The organism is uncultured Fibrobacter sp. (genome assembly GCF_947305105.1).
Lineage (GTDB): Bacteria > Fibrobacterota > Fibrobacteria > Fibrobacterales > Fibrobacteraceae > Fibrobacter.
The window spans coordinates 24622-41565 of the sequence record NZ_CAMZCS010000019.1 but is presented as its reverse complement, the minus strand read 5'-3'; the positions used below and the strand labels follow the sequence as shown (position 1 = coordinate 41565).

The 16944-nt window shown below is 50.3% G+C and carries 14 protein-coding genes; 10 read left to right on the top strand and 4 right to left on the bottom strand.

Annotated elements, in window-relative coordinates; translation table 11 throughout:
* The first annotated feature begins 73 nt into the window (after window positions 1-73).
* The 3 genes from Q0Y46_RS09740 to Q0Y46_RS09730 all read left to right on the top strand — a co-directional run bounded on the left by Q0Y46_RS09740 (window position 74) and on the right by Q0Y46_RS09730 (window position 1871).
* The gene (locus Q0Y46_RS09740) at window positions 74-493 is read left to right on the top strand and encodes a hypothetical protein (RefSeq protein ID WP_297946992.1); all 420 of its coding nucleotides are present in this window, start codon (window positions 74-76) and stop codon (window positions 491-493) included.
* Between the two features lie 12 nt (window positions 494-505).
* Complete coding sequence (locus Q0Y46_RS09735; RefSeq protein WP_295680271.1) at window positions 506-1090, top strand: hypothetical protein; 585 nt, start codon at window positions 506-508, stop codon at window positions 1088-1090.
* Between the two features lie 157 nt (window positions 1091-1247).
* A complete protein-coding gene (locus Q0Y46_RS09730; protein WP_297946990.1) occupies window positions 1248-1871 on the top strand; it encodes a hypothetical protein in 624 nt (207 codons plus the stop codon).
* A gap of 59 nt (window positions 1872-1930) precedes the next feature.
* Here Q0Y46_RS09730 and Q0Y46_RS09725 read toward each other — a convergent pair whose 3' ends face one another.
* Window positions 1931-2899 carry an aldose 1-epimerase gene (locus Q0Y46_RS09725; protein ID WP_297946988.1) on the bottom strand — a complete coding sequence of 323 codons (969 nt, stop codon included), beginning with the start codon at window positions 2897-2899 and terminating at the stop codon, window positions 1931-1933.
* Between the two features lie 197 nt (window positions 2900-3096).
* On the opposite strand from Q0Y46_RS09725, the gene Q0Y46_RS09720 reads away from it, so the two are divergent.
* The 3 genes from Q0Y46_RS09720 to Q0Y46_RS09710 are packed head-to-tail and all read left to right on the top strand — an operon-like array spanning window position 3097 to window position 5870.
* Window positions 3097-3540 (top strand): hypothetical protein, encoded by a 444-nt coding sequence (locus tag Q0Y46_RS09720; protein ID WP_297946986.1) that lies wholly within the window; start codon window positions 3097-3099, stop codon window positions 3538-3540.
* Between the two features lie 49 nt (window positions 3541-3589).
* Window positions 3590-5017 (top strand): tRNA uridine-5-carboxymethylaminomethyl(34) synthesis GTPase MnmE, encoded by a 1428-nt coding sequence (gene mnmE, locus Q0Y46_RS09715; protein WP_297946984.1) that lies wholly within the window; start codon window positions 3590-3592, stop codon window positions 5015-5017.
* A complete protein-coding gene (locus Q0Y46_RS09710) occupies window positions 5007-5870 on the top strand; it encodes a GRP family sugar transporter (RefSeq protein ID WP_290960234.1) in 864 nt (287 codons plus the stop codon). Before mnmE ends, Q0Y46_RS09710 begins: the two co-directional genes overlap by 11 nt.
* Window positions 5871-5887: 17 nt before the next feature.
* On the opposite strand, the gene Q0Y46_RS09705 is transcribed toward Q0Y46_RS09710, so the two are convergent.
* A complete protein-coding gene (locus tag Q0Y46_RS09705; RefSeq protein ID WP_297946982.1) occupies window positions 5888-6790 on the bottom strand; it encodes a hypothetical protein in 903 nt (300 codons plus the stop codon).
* A 454-nt stretch (window positions 6791-7244) separates the two neighbouring features.
* Here Q0Y46_RS09705 and Q0Y46_RS09700 point away from each other — a divergent pair, with 454 nt between their 5' ends.
* Together Q0Y46_RS09700 and Q0Y46_RS09695 are read left to right on the top strand one after the other, a co-directional pair.
* Window positions 7245-8117: a hypothetical protein gene (locus Q0Y46_RS09700; RefSeq protein ID WP_297946980.1), complete on the top strand. Its 873-nt coding sequence runs from the start codon at window positions 7245-7247 to the stop codon at window positions 8115-8117.
* Window positions 8118-8353: 236 nt separating this feature from the next.
* The gene (locus tag Q0Y46_RS09695; RefSeq protein ID WP_297946978.1) at window positions 8354-8839 is read left to right on the top strand and encodes a hypothetical protein; all 486 of its coding nucleotides are present in this window, start codon (window positions 8354-8356) and stop codon (window positions 8837-8839) included.
* Here the strand turns inward: Q0Y46_RS09695 and Q0Y46_RS09690 are convergent.
* Complete coding sequence (locus Q0Y46_RS09690; RefSeq protein ID WP_297946976.1) at window positions 8836-10278, bottom strand: MATE family efflux transporter; 1443 nt, start codon at window positions 10276-10278, stop codon at window positions 8836-8838. The genes Q0Y46_RS09695 and Q0Y46_RS09690 overlap by 4 nt on opposite strands.
* A gap of 276 nt (window positions 10279-10554) precedes the next feature.
* Entirely contained in the window at window positions 10555-11439 is an 885-nt protein-coding gene (locus Q0Y46_RS09685; RefSeq protein ID WP_297946974.1) for a GGDEF domain-containing protein, read from the bottom strand.
* Between the two features lie 351 nt (window positions 11440-11790).
* Between Q0Y46_RS09685 and Q0Y46_RS09680 the strand changes: the two genes are divergently transcribed.
* Entirely contained in the window at window positions 11791-16458 is a 4668-nt protein-coding gene (locus tag Q0Y46_RS09680; RefSeq protein ID WP_297946972.1) for a fibro-slime domain-containing protein, read from the top strand.
* Window positions 16459-16523: 65 nt separating this feature from the next.
* Window positions 16524-16937, top strand: coding sequence for an SPOR domain-containing protein (locus Q0Y46_RS09675; RefSeq protein WP_295680299.1), 414 nt, complete (start codon window positions 16524-16526; stop codon window positions 16935-16937).
* Window positions 16938-16944: the final 7 nt, after the last annotated feature.

Genomic DNA, 16944 nt, shown 5'->3' with positions numbered 1-16944 from the left:
GCTTGCGGCTGTGGACATTTATCTTTGAAAATGTCCACGGCTTTTTGGGGAAAAAAGATGTTTTTACTTCTTTTTGAATGATGTAGATTTTACAACGACGAATTATAGGGCGTTTAACACCAATGAAACGGCTATTGCTTCTAGGGATTTGGGCATAGGTTCAACAAATACCGGATTTATTTTCAATTCGTATTCTCAGTTGATTGTCGATGGAGCCCAACGGAAGCAAACCAGTAGTTTACATTTCCAGTCGGGTGCCAAATTGAACATTTTGAGTGGAAGCCTGGAATTGCATGTTGGAAAAAATTTCCAATGGAACGGGGAAATTGTTGCCGAAAGTATGATTAAAGCTGCGCAAAATATTATAGTTTATTACTATGGTACAATCTTTGCAAAAAGGATTGTTTTACACCAGAATACCGAGTTTACATGGGCCCCGTATTCCCCGAGTGTTTACGAATCTATAATGGCGTATAATGTCAATTTCTTTTAAAAGGAGAAATTTATGCGAAAATTGGATTTACTTTTTATTCTTCTTTGTGCTTTTTTTGTGTGTTCCTGTGGTACTGAAGGTCCCGATGGTCATTGTAATAAATATGATGATGCTGTTGAAATTATTGTTGGTTCGTCCAATAGAATAGACAGTGTTCATTTTTTTTTGAATGATGAGCAAATTTGCATGTTTGATTGGGAAAGAAAAGAAGGGTATAAAGGCTTATCTCATGTATATAAATTGACTCATAGGAATGGGGAATCGTATGATTCTGTTTATGCAAGTCATTGTATTATTGGAAAATATTGTGATAAATTGCAAAGTTTATTGGGAAATATTAAAGTGATTGCTTATTATCCCGATACGACTATTCAATTTGATATTGGATATGGGGGAATGTTCAACCTTGAGACTAACGCCCTTTATAGATTCTTTTATACCAAAGATATTTATCCTTTTGATGAGCATGGATATTTTATTAATGATTTTGTAATAGAAGATGGCGATAAATGGGGCGGTATGAGGCGTTCAAATTCATTGATGTGTATAGATTACCATGAATTAGGTGGATCGGTCAAGTGTAGGGAACCTCGTTAAATGTTTTTTAGCAGAGATTTATAAACCTCCATAGGATTGTAAGAGCAAAAGGGATTGTTTTACACCAGAATACCGAGTTTACATGGGCCCCGTATTCCCCGAGTGTTTATGAATCTATAATGGCGTATAATGTCAATTTCTTTTAAGGGAGAAATTTATGCGAAAATTGGATTTACTTTTTATTCTTCTTTGTGTAATCTTTTTTTTCTCTTGTCGTACCACGGATCCATTCGTGAATTATTGTGTAAAGTACGATGATACTGTTGAAGTTGCTTTCTTTTCTTCCTCTAGGATTGATAGTGTCCAATTTTTTTTGGATGATGAGCGTATTTGTGTATCGGATAGTGGAAGAGAAATAGGATATAAGGGCTATCATGATGTATTTATACGAATATTTGATACTAAATATGGGGCTGCATCAAATGGTTCTGTTGTCGGTAATTATTGCTATATCAGCGAATCTTGCGATGGATTGTCGAAAAATCCGGAAAATATAAAGGTAATGGCTTTTTATCCGGATACAATAATTTTATATGAAATTGGAAAGGGAAAGCTATTTGATTTAGAGAAAAATTCCATATATAGGTTTTATTATGAAAATGACACGTATCCATTTGAATTTGATAAAATAAAATGGGAAAATTATCAAAGTGTCCGTAGCCAAAATGGAAAACTGGGAGGGGTGATGCATAACGATTCCTTAATGTGTCTTGACATTGAAGGATATGCTCCTAAAAAGAATGCTTGCGAAGTTTTTGGTCCGGTTGATTCTTTTGATTAATTCCTAATATGAAAAGCGCAGCTTTAAAAGCTGCGCTTTTTGGAAAAAATGGGCTGTTTTTACTTCTTTTTGAATGTTGCGCCGAACGAGAAAGTACGCTTTTCGCCGGGGGCTACGACAATTAAACCGCGGTGATGGTTCAGGGCGTCGGGCTCGGCGGTCATGGGCTCGATGGCGATGCTGTCGCGTGTGGGCGGGGTGTAAATCTGGATGGCGTTGTACTGCCCGTCGCCTGCATTCTGCCAAATATCGAGAGTGCCTATGGAACCTTCGAGAACGGCTCGCGCACATTGCGGAATGGGGGCTTCCAGGCAGAAACAGTCGTTGATGAAGTCTGCCCCGATTTTGCGACCGCTCGTAAAGCGCGTGTCGTCGAGGAGGTTCCCAGTCGGAATGTCGGCCTGGTCGAGCTCGCTCCGTTTTGTCGGGGGGAGGGTCATGACGAGGTCGTCAATCTTTTCGCCGAGCATAAAGTACGGGTGCCAACCTTCGGAATAGGGCATGTCCGTTTTCCCGAGGTTTTCAACCGTCGATTCTACGGTGAAGGTTTCACCAGTGAAGATTATTTTGTTTGTGGCACGGAACGGGAAGGGGAACCCGGCAAAGGCTCCGGCCCAGTCGCAAGTGAATTCGGCGATACATTTTTCGCTATCGGCCTCAAAACTCTTGAAAGCCCACTCTGCATTTTGCAAGAATCCGTGGAGTGCGTGCGGAGCCCAACTTACGTTATTTACAAGCTGGTAGTCTTTCCCTTGCCAGTTGAACTTTGCGTAAGCTACGCGGCCCGGGAACGGAGCGAGGCGGCAACCGGCGTTTGTGTCCGGGCCCATTTTGTAGATGTCGTCGCCCGGCCGGTAACCGAATAGGAGGTCGGCGGCTTGACTATCGGCCTTTTTAAGGGGAATGCGCCAGGCGTTGAGGCCTGCACCGTAGCCGGAAAGGATTTCAAATTCAGCGCCGTCGTCGCGCTGGAGGACGAAACACTGCACCGTGCCAATCGGCCGGGAAATAATCGAAAAACTGCTCATGATACTCAAGATAGAAAAAAAGTGGAGAAGGAATTTTTCCGGTACATCCGAATGTGTATAAAGATGTTGTGAAGTGCATGAAAAAGTCAAGTAGTTTGGTGTAATCCAAAAACGGCTCGAGTTGTTCAAGATTGAAAAAAAAACGATGAATGCTTTTTTTGAATCTTTTTTACGTTATATTTAAGAAGAGGTTTACGATGAAAATAAAATCTGCAATTGTTTTTGTTGCCACATTGTTTAGCGTTATGGCAACTTATTCCTGTTCTGGTGATGCTAGTACAAACCGTTCGCCAGAAATTGCTAACAACGAGGTTCTTCTTCAGTTAGATTCGTTGTCGCCTTGTGCAACCAACGATCAACTGGACAGCATAGAAAATGTGGATACCCTTTTTATCGTTAGCAAAGATGGCAAGACTTCATTTGTATTCCCTGCACAAATAAGTTGGAGCCGAGATTCCATAGAGTCTATTGGGGTAGAAAGCAGGGGCGACACTTTAGTAGCGAAACTTCTCATCAGGGAAAATACGCCAGACATGCCGTTAGATTGTCCAGTTTGGGTATATTCCACTGTGAAGGGTTCTATCGACGAGCATTACGCGATTACACCCGTAGGCCCCGTACATACACTAATAAAGAAGTGACAAAAGAAAAACCGACAAGCCCGGGATTCCTATTTACTATTTTTGCGGCATGGATTCCCGGACTATCGTAGCCCCGATGACCCCTGCCGGCGTGAGTGCCGTGGCCGCCGTCCGCGTGAGCGGGCCGGAGGTTCGCGATGTGGTGCGCGCTTTGTTCGGGGATGCGGCACTTGCAACAATCAAGCCGCGCGAAGTCCGTCTTGGGACGGCCCGCTACCCGCGCCCGGCTGACGCCGGGGAAGGCGAATGCCTTACGGCGGCCCCCGCTATCGACAGCCTCGTCTATGTTTTTTTTGAAGGCCCGAATTCCTATACGGGCGAAGACGTGCTGGAACTTTACCCGCACGGCAACCCGCTCATCGTGCGCGAACTGATTCGCGCTATCCGTGAAGTCGGCGGTGTGCGGCTCGCCGAGCCGGGCGAGTTCACTCGCCGCGCGTTCCTCAACGGGAAAATGGACCTTGCCCAGGCGGAATCCGTCGCCGACGTGATTCACAGCGCGAACCTCTCTGAACTGCGGAACGCCCACCGCCTGCTGGGTGGCGCCCTGTCAAAACGCGTCGTGTCCCTTGCCGAACAAGTCAAGGATATTTCGGCACGTCTTGAACTCGATGTGGATTTTGCCGAAGAAGAAGCGGACCCGGACTATGCGGCCTGGGGCGATAAGATTGCGGCGATTCGCTCAAACGTTGTCGCCATACTCAAAAGTTTCAAGGGCGCTGCCGTGCGTCGCTTGCCGCTGGTGGTTTTGTACGGCGCCCCGAACGCGGGCAAGTCGAGCCTTGCCAACGCGCTCCTCGGCGAAGACCGCATTCTGGTGAGCGACATTCCCGGGACGACGCGCGACTTTGTGGAAGTGCGTCTGTTCCTCGACGGCGGTGAAATTCGCCTGGTCGACACGGCGGGCATTGCGGCGCAGGCGACCGACAAGCTGGATGCGCTCAGCATGGAAAAGAGCCGGGAGATTCTGGAAGAAGCTGATTTGAAAATTCTCGTGGATGCGGGGGATGATGAGGCTCGGGGCTCGATGCCCTTGGCTCGGGAAAAGGGTGAACCCGCCTCGCGTGTCATTGCGAGGGAACGAAGTGACCGCGGCAATCCCGATTTCATCGTTCACTCCAAGAGCGACTTGCGCGACGCCAGCACTGCCGAAGGGGCCTGCCAAAATTCCCTTCGCGTTTCTTCCAAGACAGGCGAGGGCCTTGACGAACTCAAGCGCATGATGAATGAGTCTTTGTTCAAGAACGACGAGGCCACGGAAGATTTCTGGATTACGAGCGAACGCGAAAAGGCATGCCTTGAGGATGCCCTTGCCGGTATCGACCGCGCTCTCGATCTCATCCGCACGAATCCGGCGGTCGAACTGCTCGCCTTTGAGATGCAGCTTGTGCGCCGAGCGCTCCAGAGCATAGTGGGCGAGATTTCGTCCGAAGACATTTTACAATCTATTTTCGCGGGGTTCTGCATTGGCAAGTAGCGTTCTCAGCATCATCGGCGTCTTGATGGGCATATTCGCCTTCGGAACCTACATGATTCCGCTCAAGAAATATCCGCACTATTCGTCTTGGGCGTTCATCGCCGTTATGTCGTTGGGTGCGTTGCTTTGCTCGTCGGTTATCGCGACCGTTACGGGACAGTTCAACTTGCAGCCGGTCGGCGTTGCCTGCGGCTTGCTCTGGGTTGTTGGCGGTGCGCTGTGTTTCTGGGCTGTGCAGGCGGAAGCGGATTTGGCGGGTGCCGGTCTGCGCTCCATGAGCGTGAGTATATTGCTTTCGTTCATTACGGGTGTCACCCTTTTTGCCGAACACACCCTGCTCTATTTTTCGATTCCTGCCATCGTGTGCATGCTTGTGGGTATCTGGATTCCGGCTGGCAAGATGCAGCACATTTGGAAAAACTGGCGTTCGCTCCTTTCGGGGGCCGTATTCGGTTCGTACCTGATTCCGTACAAACTCAGCAACCTCGGAGACATGGAATTCCTTTTCCCGTTCTCGGTGGGTGTTTGCATCGGAAGCATTGTCCTGTTCTTGTTGATTACCTTGAAGCGTGGCAAACGCTTTGACATGCCCTTGGTCCCGTCGCTGTTTGCCTTTTTTGCCGGCTCGCTCTGGATGCTCGGAACGCTTGCCATTTTCTGGGCCATTGCTGACGATGGCCTGTTCGGTTATGCAGTGGGCTATCCGCTTTTACAACTTAACCTTGTCGTGAACCAGCTTTGGGGTGTGTTTGCCTTCGGTGAATATGCGACGCGCCGCGAACGTATAAAACTGGCCACGTCCACGGTGGTTATCTTAGCGGGAGCTGTGCTGCTCACGCTCTCTAAAATGTAGAGATTGTCCGAAAAATTCTAGATGCTCTCGATTTCGGCTTCGAGGGCTTCTGCGGATTTTGTGTCTTCGTTGTAGATGGCGCTTATCTTCTTGCAACTTAGTTCGAGCAGTTTGCGCGCGACCTGGTCGTCGCTTTGCTTGCGCAACTTCTGGATGGCCTTGTCCACGCGGGAGATGTCCTCCTGTTGCGGGTAGTCCTTCATGAAGTTGTAGAACAGCGCAATCTGGCTCCGGTAATCGTTGTCGGTCTCGCAGGCAAGCAAGAACGGAATGACGCGGACGTTCAGCAGGTTGTTCAGGTCGCCGACGAAGGTGTTCAGCGAGACCCCTTCCGGGAAGAGCTCCGCCGTTTCCTTCTGGATGTCATCGTTGTCCATGATGTCGCCCGCTTCGAACTGCGATAGCATGTCGTTCAGCAGGGCCATCTCCTCGACCTTGGTCTGCTCGCGGTAACGTGCCTGGTAATAGATGGGCAGCGTCGTGAGGCAGAAGTGCGCCTGGTTTGCTCCGATGAACTCGCCGACGTAGTAGATGTCGGCATCTTCATTCAGGATGTCCTCTTCGTTCGAGAAGTTCCCGATGCGGGCCGGGATGGGAATGACTTCCATGTTCGAAAGCTCGTGGAGTCGGTCGCGCAAGGCGTCGACATCGAGGTTTTCCGGCAAATCTTCGCCGCTCTCCTGCATCGATTCGAGCAGGTTGTTCAGCTTGTCGTCCATGACCTTCTTGCGTTGGCTGGGCGTCGGGACTGTCGGGTTGAATGCGCGGAAGTCGCCCTCGAGCGTCAGAAGCCCGTTCCGGATCATGTCGTCAAAAGGAGAATCGCCATCGCTGTCAGGCGTGGGCAAAATCCTTGCGTAAGCAATCATCCTACCGCAAAGCTTTTCATCGTTACCTTTTTTCTGTACAATGCCGAGCATGGGAAATAATATAGTAAATAGTGGTTAGTGGTTGGTGGTTAGGGGGGAGGAGTGGTGTGAAATGTGAGGTCGGCGCATAGCGCCTTTGAGGTATGAGCTATGAGGTCGCTCCCTTTGAGGGAGTAGGAAGTAGACAGTAGGAAGTAGACAGTAGGACAAATGCGTAAGGCGAGCGCCGCGGTCAAGCTTGCTTGAACATGGCTGAGCCGAGCATTTGGTACTTGATCGTAGCGAGAGTACTAGTAGGAAGTGATTAGTGGTTGGTGGTTAGGATAGACGAGAGAAAGTAAACAGTGGTTGGTGGTTAGTGGTTAGGGAGTGAACACCGAGTTTAACCTTTTACGGCTTACTAATCATTTGAAAACACACTGCTCACCGCTCACTGCTCATACCTCACTGCTCATCGCTCGTACCTCGAACCTCTCGCCCCGTGCCTTTTTCTATCTTTCCCCTCATGGACGCTTCTACGTGGCAAAAGATTCTCGATCTGTGCAATAAGCTCTCGAACGTGACTTACGAGAACCTCACGAAGATTATCCGCTTGGAACAGACGGGGAGTGCCACGGGTGCTCGCAATCTGGACGACAGCGACCAGAACGATGTCGATACGTGGATGGGCGGCGGCACGTGCTTCAGCATGACATGGCACCTGTACCAGAGCTTGGTTGACATGGGTCTCAAACCGCGACTCGTCATGGGCCACAAGCGCAAGGAACGCAACATCCACTGCGCCCTGATTCTCCCGAACGTCCTTCTTGACTCCACCTCGCCCGCGCCTCGCACCTCGAACCTCGAACCTGGAGCCTCACGCCTCACTGCTCATAGCTCACTGCTGTCACCTCTCTCGTCTGACTACCTCTTCGATCCCGGCTACCTCATTTTCGACCCGCTGCCGATTCCGCCTGCTCCGCCTTTCGGGACGGGCGATGCTGTGTTCCCGCTGGTGCCGAACAGCGTGCGCCTGGTGCGCCCTGCCCAAGACCGCATGGAACTTTGGACGGGCGGCGCTCTCGGCGACCGTGGCTTGGCCGGTGCCCAGATGAAGCTCCGTTTTGAGTACCCGCTGGATGGTGTCAGCGTTGAGGAGTTCAAACAACATTGGGTGGAAAGCTTTTACCGCGAGATGATGACGTATCCGGTGTTGAACCGCCTGGACCGCGAACGCGGAATCCAGTATTACTACCAAAAGGGCAACCTCGTGACCCGCGATGCAAACGGCAGCCGCATGGAACGCCTGGACGAGGGGTGCCGAGTGGAAAAACTCAGCGAAATCTTCAAATTGTCGCCCGATTTGATTGAAAAGGCGCTAGGAATTTTGTCAAAATAGAGTTTTTTTCAATTTTGACTCGTAAAAGTGTATCTTGAGGCTCTTTTTAGCCTGTTTTTTGCCGTTAGGGGCGTATAAAAATTGCATTTTGGTCTAATTTATATGCCCAGCTTGTTGAAAGCCCCCTTTTTGGGGCGGTTGACCGGAAAATTTTCGCGTTTCTTTTTTTTTATAAACTACTCCGGCAGCCAAAGGTTATATTTTTTCTACGGATTACTTAACAGGAGACTCTCCCCATGAAAAAAATGCTTCTATCGCTCCTCGCCGTCTTGTCCCTCGCTCTGATGGCATGTGGCCCCTCCAAAGTCGATATGCAGGTGATGTCTGCCGAATGCGATATTATCATCGAGGTTCGCCAGGTGCTGAACGATTCCATTAGTCTTTTTGTGGGGAACACGCTCTACCTGAACAGCAAGCAGGCCGTTGCCACCGACCTGTTCCCGATGCTGGTGAGCGTCCGTGATCCTATGGAAATCGAAAAACTCACTGCGACCGATGTCGTGGGTGGTGGCGAAGAATTTATCGCGTACCTCCGCAAGGTGGCTCCGGACATGATTCGTTTCGGCCTGGTCATTGGCGAGACGGCTTACAACGAAATCGGTTTTGACGAGAATGCGATTGTCGAAAAAATCAAGAATGTCTTGCAGTCGGTCGAGGGCGGCTCCTTGATTCTCTTCCACGAGAAGGGCGGCGAGCTCGTCTCTGCGAAAAAACTTTATTAATTGGAAACCGTTTCCGTTTCGTCATCCCGCATGTCTGTATGCGGGATTTTTTTGAGTTGCATGCGCAGCATGGTGACGGCGATAATGCACGCGCCCACGTCGGCAATGGGTTGCGCCATGAATACTCCCCGGAGTTCGAAGAATCGGGGCATGATGATGACGAACGGAATCAGGAGAATCATCTGGCGGCAAGCGTTGAAGAACATGGATTGCCATGGTTTGCCAATACCTTGGAAAAAGTTGCCCGAGACCATGCCTATGGGCACAAACGGGAGCATGATGAGGAATGTTCGCATTCCCCAGGTGGCGAGTTCCTGCATGTTCACGTCGTTCGGGGCGAAGGGTGCGACAAAGGTGCGCGTGAACGTCATGACGATTATCCAGGCGACTGCGATAAATCCGGTCGCATAAATCATGGTGAACTTGAGCGCCCCGCGGACACGGGTGAATTTCTTTGCGCCGTAGTTATAACCGATGATGGGCTGGCTTCCATTCACGAACCCGAGAAGCGGGAGGATGATGATGGAGACGATGCTGTTGATGATGCCGAATGCGGCAATCGCCTGGTCTCCGCCGGTCATGCCGTTCACGTTCTGGAGGCTCTTGTTCCCGTAATGGGTGAGGCTCCAGGCGAGAATGGCGTTTAGAAGGCTGTTCGTTATCTGCATGACGCTGGGCGGGAGGCCCAAGATGAAAATCTTGCGCACGTAGGCGGCCCGGAGCTTCATGAGACGGCGGTTAATTTTGATGGGTGTCGTCTTTTTGACAAAGAACTGCATCACCGCGATTCCGCCGATGAGCTGGCTCGTAACAGTGGCCCAGGCGGCACCTTCGATGCCCCAGCCGAACTTCATGATGAACAGCCAGTCGAGAATCACGTTGCTGCCGGCGCCAATCATGACGCGGGTCATGGCCGTCTTGGGGTGGCCCATGCTGCGGATGAAGTGGTTCATCCCCGGGACGATAGTCTGGAAAATCGCTCCCATCAAAATGATGCGCATGTAGCTCTTGGCCACGGGCAAAAGCTGGTCGCTTGCTCCGAAGAGCTTGAGGAGCGGGGTCATGAATGTTTGGCCCAGCGTGAATGCGGCCACGGCCATGATGACCAGCAACAGGAACGAGTTGTTGAGGATGATGGCTGCCTGCTGGTACTTCTTTTCGCCGAGGCGGATGGCGAAAATCGTATTGCCGCCAACGCCCACAATCATCGACATGGCCATGATGAACAAGGTGATGGGGAAGCAAATCGTGATGCCCCCGATGCCGAGGCTGCCTACGCCCTGCCCTACGAAGTAGCGGTCTACGATGTTGTAGAGCGCCTCGATGAGCATGCTGATGATGGCGGGCACCGAGAATTGCAGGATAATCTTGGGGATGCTGGCCGTCCCCATCGCGTTCAATTTCTTGTTTTCGAGCGTGTTCTCCATTTCGGAGCGCAAATTTAGAAAAATAGGGATTGTAATAAAAGGGGTGTGAATTTCGTTGCGGGAGCGAGAACGTTGTTTTTCTTGTATTCGTAGAGGAATTTGATGCGGGAGGGGGCCACGCTCGGAGTTGCGAAGGCCGCCCGGCCCCCTCCCTGCACCCTCCCCCTCCCCGGCCGACGCTCCTGTTTTGATGCATTAGCTAGCTGTCTCTATGACTGGAAAGCTATCCCGCAGTTAGTTTAGGGGATGCTGGGGATGTAGGGAATGCTTTAATATTTTGAAGTTTTTTTACGCGGAGGTGACTTGGTTGCGGCCGCCTTCTTTTGCGATGTAGAGGTACTTGTCGCTTTCGGCGATGAGCTCGTCAATCTTGCCGATGAATTCCCCTTGCTTGCTGGCAAGCCCCAGTGAAATCGTCACGGGAATGATCGTGTCGTTCCAAGCAAAGCGGTGGTTCTCGACTGCGGCGCGGAGGCGCTCGGCGCTCTTTTTCGCGTCTTCGGGGCCGATACCGCAGAGAAGCAGCACGAACTCTTCGCCACCGTAGCGGGCAAGCAAATCGGATTCGCGCTTCTCGTTCTTGAGTATTTTCGCGACTTCCTTGAGCACGACATCGCCGCACTGGTGGCCCCATGTGTCGTTCACGCGTTTGAAGTGGTCGATGTCCACCATGATGCAGTGAACGTAATAGTTGTTGCGCCTTGCGAGCGCAAGTTCACCGAGGCTCCTGTCCATGAAGGTGCGGCGGTTCGCAATCTTGGTGAGCGCATCCGTCGTCGCTGCTTCGAAAAGTTCTCGGTCGATAGCCTCTTCGGTGGCATCCTTGAATTCCACTTTCAGGACCATCGTGCCGATTTGCAGGCGGTTGTCGGGACCAAGGATTGCCGTGGTGATGGCGTTGCCGTCGACGTAAGTGCCGTTGGTGCTGCCGAGGTCTTCCACGGTGATGTGCAGCCCGTCGAAACTGATTTTGCAGTGCTTGCGGCTCACGAGTTCGTCGTCCAAGTGGACGTCGGCATCGCTGCCGCGACCGAGGATGACGCTGCCAACAGAGAGGGCGATTTGCTTGAATTGGGATTGAGGATACAACACGACGAGATGTGGTCGCATCTCACTCGGTTGAAACCGGATCGTCTTGTTTCCTGTGACGATAGTTTGGTCTAAATCCTTCATCGGGTCCTCTCTACTTTCAATGTGCAAAATGTAGTTTTTTTAGGCTGCTATGATGGTGGTTTGAAGGGCGATTTTGGCATCTTGCAAAGGCTGGATTTTGTTGTTTGTAAAAGTTTGGTTACACAAATGCGTGACGATGGGTTGGGGCCGTTTTTTTTCCGTGCAATATTTGTGTGATTTATAAACATATTTTTGCAAAAAGGCCATTTGTAAACACTTTTTTGTGTTGTTTTGCAAAAAAACACACCTTTTTCTTTGCAAAAAGGGTAGATTTTAGGTCGGTGTGGCATATCAAAAGCAGGATGTTTTTGGTGTGTTATTGGTCGGAGAACTTAAATTGGAAACAAAATTATGAAAAAACAATATGACGCCATAAAAGGATTGGTGCTTGCATTAGTTCTTCTCTTTGCAGGGGTGCAAGGGGTGTTCGCAGCTATGGCCTGCGAAGGTACGGTATACTTCAAGTTACCGGCGGGTTGGAAATCGGCATATGCGGTTGCGGGTGGCCAAAAGGCTGCCTTCACCAAGAGCCCGTATGATGGCTGGCTACAGGTATCTACCGATAATATTGGTGGCCCGAACAATGCCACTGGCTTCAACATCGAAGAAACTGGCGCCAATGACTGCAACAGCGGTCATTGCGTGCGTCCGGATTCCATGAACGTCAAGTACATGCAGATGTCTGATGCCGCTGGCTTCAAGTGCGTTCACATGAAGGGCGGCTCTGAGCTCTGGATTCAGGCTCATCCGGACACGGAAAAGGAGAATGTGACCTACTATAGCGCAACTCCTCCTGACGTGAAGTACTTCTATGTGTTCTTGCCCGAGAATGCCGAATGGAAGAGCGCAATTCCCATGATTGTGGAAGACGACAAGCCGGCTGTTGCCCTGGAGGCTGATCCGGATCGTTGCGGCTGGTATTTCAGGCGCTATATTGACGAAGTTCCTCCTGCTCAGGTTGTCATCTATCGCGATGATGACGAAGAGAAGAAGGAAGGTCTCGGTATGGACGGTGACTGGGGTACTCAGGGTCAGGTAGATCCGATTCCTCTGGCCACAATGTTTGAATTCCTGGCCTCTAACGAAATTTACTTTGTTGCTACCGAAGAATATGCGAATAAAGCCAATCCGGAAAGAATCGGTTGGACTGTAACAGATGATGGTGTTAGCGGTGCTTGCGGTTATAACCTTGCCGCTATGATTTATGATACCGATGCTTCTCTGCATGGTGCCTTTACTTGTAACCCGGACTGGTTCCAGGGGCAGACTACAGCTCAGGCTCAGGCTAATGCTTGCTACTATTCTACTGCCAAGTATAATGTGGTGAACAGCGATGCCGGTGTTGTTCCTTGTATTGGTGTAACTCCGGGCATGGTTGAAGAGGTTTTGGGCAAGGACAAGAAGCCCAAGCTGACGGCTGCTGGTAAAAAGTGCTTTGGTAGCACTCCTGATGAAGCCTTTACTGCAATGTTCAACCCCACTGCCGGAGTTAACGAAGCTTACTGCTTCAACCTCCCGTTCACGCAGACCAAGGATGGCAAGTACGAATTCGATTCCGATAACTATGAAGGCCCGGATGGTGCAAAGTACCCGGCTAAGGGTGGTTTCTACCCGGCCGAACAGACTCCGTCTGCTGAGATGTTCTTAGAGGGCTCTACTCATCTTGCTGCTGCGGAAAACAAGCGCAAGGCTGAAGGTCCGGTCTTTGTTTGCGCTAACTATAATGCTACTATTGGTGCTGGCGAAGGCCTCCGCGCCATCAACGCTGCAGAAGGGGTTCCTGAAATTGACCTGTTCTGTAAGGGTCCGGGTTGGAGCAAGGGAATCGACTGCACTCAAAAGTTTGCTGCTGGTAGCGAATTTACGTCTCCCGAGAATGGAATTAGCTTCGAAGGTGATGGCTGGGGCTGGTCTTGCCCCAATATGGGCCCCATTGGTTGGACCTATTATAAAGAAGGAACCGAAACGCCTGTTGGTACTTTGACCATGAAAAATCAGGTTCCGGAAGGCGGCGTTCCTCGCTGGACTTCGGGTGCTAACGATTACGATGCCCTCAAGACGGGTGGCCGTAACCAGCACTTCTGCTTCGAATCTCATGCAACGTTCCGTTACAAGAAGGGCCTGCGCTTCAGCTTCCGTGGCGACGATGACATTTGGGTCTATATCGACAACAAGCTGGCTGTGGACCTTGGTGGTACCCACCTTGCCGCTCCGGGTTACGTCGACTTGGATAAGTTCAAGGGTAATTCTGGCGGATTCACGGTCGGTACTGAATATGACATCGACATCTTCTTCTGCGACCGTCGTACCACAATGAGTAACGTGCGTATCAAGACGAACATGTTCATTAAGCAGACGACGGGTCTTGCCAAGCAAGTTATCAGCAAGAAGAACGGTGTTGATGTGTTCGCCCTCTGCTATGCTGTGTCTAGCAACGGCTCCTGCGGTGGCGGTTCGGGTGAAACCTACTGCCAAAAAGAATTGCTTACGTATTTGGTCGGAAAGGGCAAAAACATTGACTACACGCTTACGGATAAGAAGGGCACGGTCATCAAGACTGCTGAAGAAATGGCTCAGTCCATCGTCTACTTTGGTGGAATTGACCTGACCGATCGTGCTGATCCGAAGATTGACAAGAATACGCTTTCTGGCCTTGCCCCGAATGACTACGTGCTGTGGGCTTCTATTGACAACAGTAAGGAAAAATTCGAATTCACTGTTGAAGGTAACCTGGAAGTCGTGAGCAAGCATGGTACCTCTCAAGATGAAGGTAGCAATAAGGTGGCTGAATACGATGTCGTAACTTCTGCTTTGGCTAGCTCGGAAGACCATCCCAGCAGAGTTCCGATATACATTTCCTCGATCATGGATCAGGGTGAGACCGTTTTGATTGACCTCCCGTCTGCTGTTGATCAGCCGTACGGAATCACGGTCACCAATTCTCAGGGTGTTGCCACGAACGATGTTACCCTTGAAGTCAAGGACTCTAATGGTACCTTCCAGCCTTGGAATGGCAAGACTCAGCGCATGATTGGTGAATCGGGTATTGATACAATCTATGCTTCTCTGAACATGGCATTCATGTCGGCTGAACAGGAAACCTATGACTTCGCTGTAACTGGCCACACGGTTAAGACTTCTGTGACCTTCTATGTCCCGAAGCTCGTCTTTGTGGAATCTGAAACCAGCTCGAAGCAGATTTCTGGTGACGATCCGACGGAAGAAAGGTTTGTCGGCCCGATGTACACGTTCTACATCTTGGCTTTGGCTCCGTCGATGACGAATCCTGGATCTTACGAAGAATGTGGTGCTCGTTGTAACTTCGCCTTGGCAATCGGTTCTGAAACGTCTCAGGGTATCACTACTGCAGACTCCGCCATTGTCCTGGTTGATGGCCGTGCAACCTTCAGCATCTATTCAACTAAGGAATACCGTACGGCTGATGGTGACATAAAGGATAATCCGGCTACACTCAGCATTACGGGCCCGCAGTCGACCTTGATTAAGGCTAAGTACACTCCGCTCCACTTCAGGAAGCCTCCTGTACCGTATCCGGTGTTTGCTGACATCTTCGATGTCCGCGGCAAGGTTCCTGCTGTGAAGTTCATCATGGACGAACAGTATTTTGATATGAACCATGAATACCTTGACGGTATTGCAGACTCCTTGGTCATTTATTATAACCGTGAGTTCTACAATAGTCCGGACTCCCTGCCGAATAGAATCGTCGTGTACTGGGAAGGTGACAAGGATTCTGTCGTCGTAGAAAGGGATGCTTTTGCTCCGATGCTTTGCGGTTCTGCTGCTGGCTTGGATGATACCCTTTGTATGCCGCGTGTCACGATTAGTGGTGTGAATTTCTCCAAGGATATCAAGACCGCTAACCCGAATGCGAACTTGAGGTCTTATGCTCGCTATAGCGACCGTGGCCGTGTCAAGGAAGATGGATTCCCCGGCAATATCAATGACCGTGTGGCTCCGATCATCAAGGCTGCTGACGTGCGTAGGCGCGACGAGACGACGGATGTCATGACCTTGACTCTTTCGGAATCTGTTGTGCTCAAGGATGCTAACTATGCAACGACCGCATTCACTGTCTACCTGAACTCTGCTGCTAACTTGAAGTCTGGTTCGGAAAAGTACATTGAAGGTGTTAAGTCTGCATCTGTTGTTAATGTGGGTGCCGACAAGGTGACGATCTTCTATAGTGGATCGGATGACAATCCGACTCCGCATACCGGTGACTACATCCGCTTCCGTACCGATAACGTGATTTGGGCAGACTCTGCTTCGCCGGTGCCGGGTACCGATCCGTCTCTGCGCCCGTCGGATGATGCGTCCTTTGCTTGGAACTCCCCGACGTCTTACAACTCTGAAAAGCGTCTCCCGTCGCCGTGGACTCCGGTTACTGGTGAAGCTGAAGTTGGCGTGAAGTCTATCGTCTACACGATGATTAATCCGGACGAACTGGAAGCCATGAAGAACTCCGGTAATGTCAAGATTACCTCTGTCAAGAAGTATCCGGTGACGACTTCTTGGAAGGAAGTTCAGGACGACAATCCGGGTAGGCTTGGTTACTTCCTGAAGTCTGACATGAATTCGTTGGTCAATTCTGATACTACGATTTCGAAGTACTTCAATAATCCTGAACACAAGGAAGAGATTAAGAAGATTTATCTCGAAGTTGAAATGGATCTCTTCACGAACCTCGGTAACTTTGTTGCCCATAGCGTAGAGAAGATTCCTTGCGTTGATCCTGACGACGCTGCGAAGAACAATAGGGTTATCTTCGGTGAAGGTCATTCCTGCTTGGATACCCAGCTCAACTTCTTCATCTCTTGGAACCTTGTGTCTTCTGACAAGCGCATTGTTGGAACGGGCGCCTATGTCTCGAAGATGACCTCTTCTGTCCACCTGGCCAAGTTTGGCAAGAAGAACAAGATGGAAGAAACTCAGATGTGGGGTGTCCGCCGTACAAAGAAGGCTAGCTTCGCCAAAGCTGAAATCGTGAACGAGTAAAACTCGATAAAAAAGAAAATTTCAAGCCTCCCGCATGGGAGGCTTTTTTCTATTATTGAATCGTTATGAGAAACCTACTGATTGTACTGTTTTTCTGTGCTTTGGGAGCCTTTGCTGCCCAGCAGGCACAGCCGACGGACCTGGATTCCCTTTTCCGCGGTCGTGAATACAAACCGCAGCTGAATTCTTCCCTTCGCGACACCACCAAGATGAACGATGTCTCCGCAAAGTCTACCAAGGGTGGAAAGTCTTCGGATGGCTATTACATGCTCCAGTTCGAGGCTGTTGGCGATTTTGATGCCGCCCAGCGTCGCCGTGCGCAGATTGCCGCCAGTACGGGTTTTGCAATCCAGGTTGTTTTCGATACGCCCTTCTACAAACTTCGTGGCGGTGGATGGACAACGAAGAAAGCGGCCGAAGACAAGGCACGTGAACTTTCTGCCTACAATATTAACGCTTTCGTCGTGAAGGTCCGGTAGATTCTAT

What these genes read in the sequence shown, in the direction of transcription:
- Q0Y46_RS09735 (WP_295680271.1), top strand. Translation starts at nt 506, where the DNA reads ATGCGAAAATTGGATTTACTTTTTATTCTTCTTTGTGCTTTTTTTGTG.
- Q0Y46_RS09730 (WP_297946990.1), top strand. Translation starts at nt 1,248, where the DNA reads ATGCGAAAATTGGATTTACTTTTTATTCTTCTTTGTGTAATCTTTTTT.
- Q0Y46_RS09725 (WP_297946988.1), bottom strand. Translation starts at nt 2,899, where the DNA reads ATGAGCAGTTTTTCGATTATTTCCCGGCCGATTGGCACGGTGCAGTGT.
- Q0Y46_RS09720 (WP_297946986.1), top strand. Translation starts at nt 3,097, where the DNA reads ATGAAAATAAAATCTGCAATTGTTTTTGTTGCCACATTGTTTAGCGTT.
- mnmE (WP_297946984.1), top strand. Translation starts at nt 3,590, where the DNA reads ATGGATTCCCGGACTATCGTAGCCCCGATGACCCCTGCCGGCGTGAGT.
- Q0Y46_RS09705 (WP_297946982.1), bottom strand. Translation starts at nt 6,790, where the DNA reads ATGCTCGGCATTGTACAGAAAAAAGGTAACGATGAAAAGCTTTGCGGT.
- Q0Y46_RS09700 (WP_297946980.1), top strand. Translation starts at nt 7,245, where the DNA reads ATGGACGCTTCTACGTGGCAAAAGATTCTCGATCTGTGCAATAAGCTC.
- Q0Y46_RS09695 (WP_297946978.1), top strand. Translation starts at nt 8,354, where the DNA reads ATGAAAAAAATGCTTCTATCGCTCCTCGCCGTCTTGTCCCTCGCTCTG.
- Q0Y46_RS09685 (WP_297946974.1), bottom strand. Translation starts at nt 11,439, where the DNA reads ATGAAGGATTTAGACCAAACTATCGTCACAGGAAACAAGACGATCCGG.
- Q0Y46_RS09680 (WP_297946972.1), top strand. Translation starts at nt 11,791, where the DNA reads ATGAAAAAACAATATGACGCCATAAAAGGATTGGTGCTTGCATTAGTT.
- Q0Y46_RS09675 (WP_295680299.1), top strand. Translation starts at nt 16,524, where the DNA reads ATGAGAAACCTACTGATTGTACTGTTTTTCTGTGCTTTGGGAGCCTTT.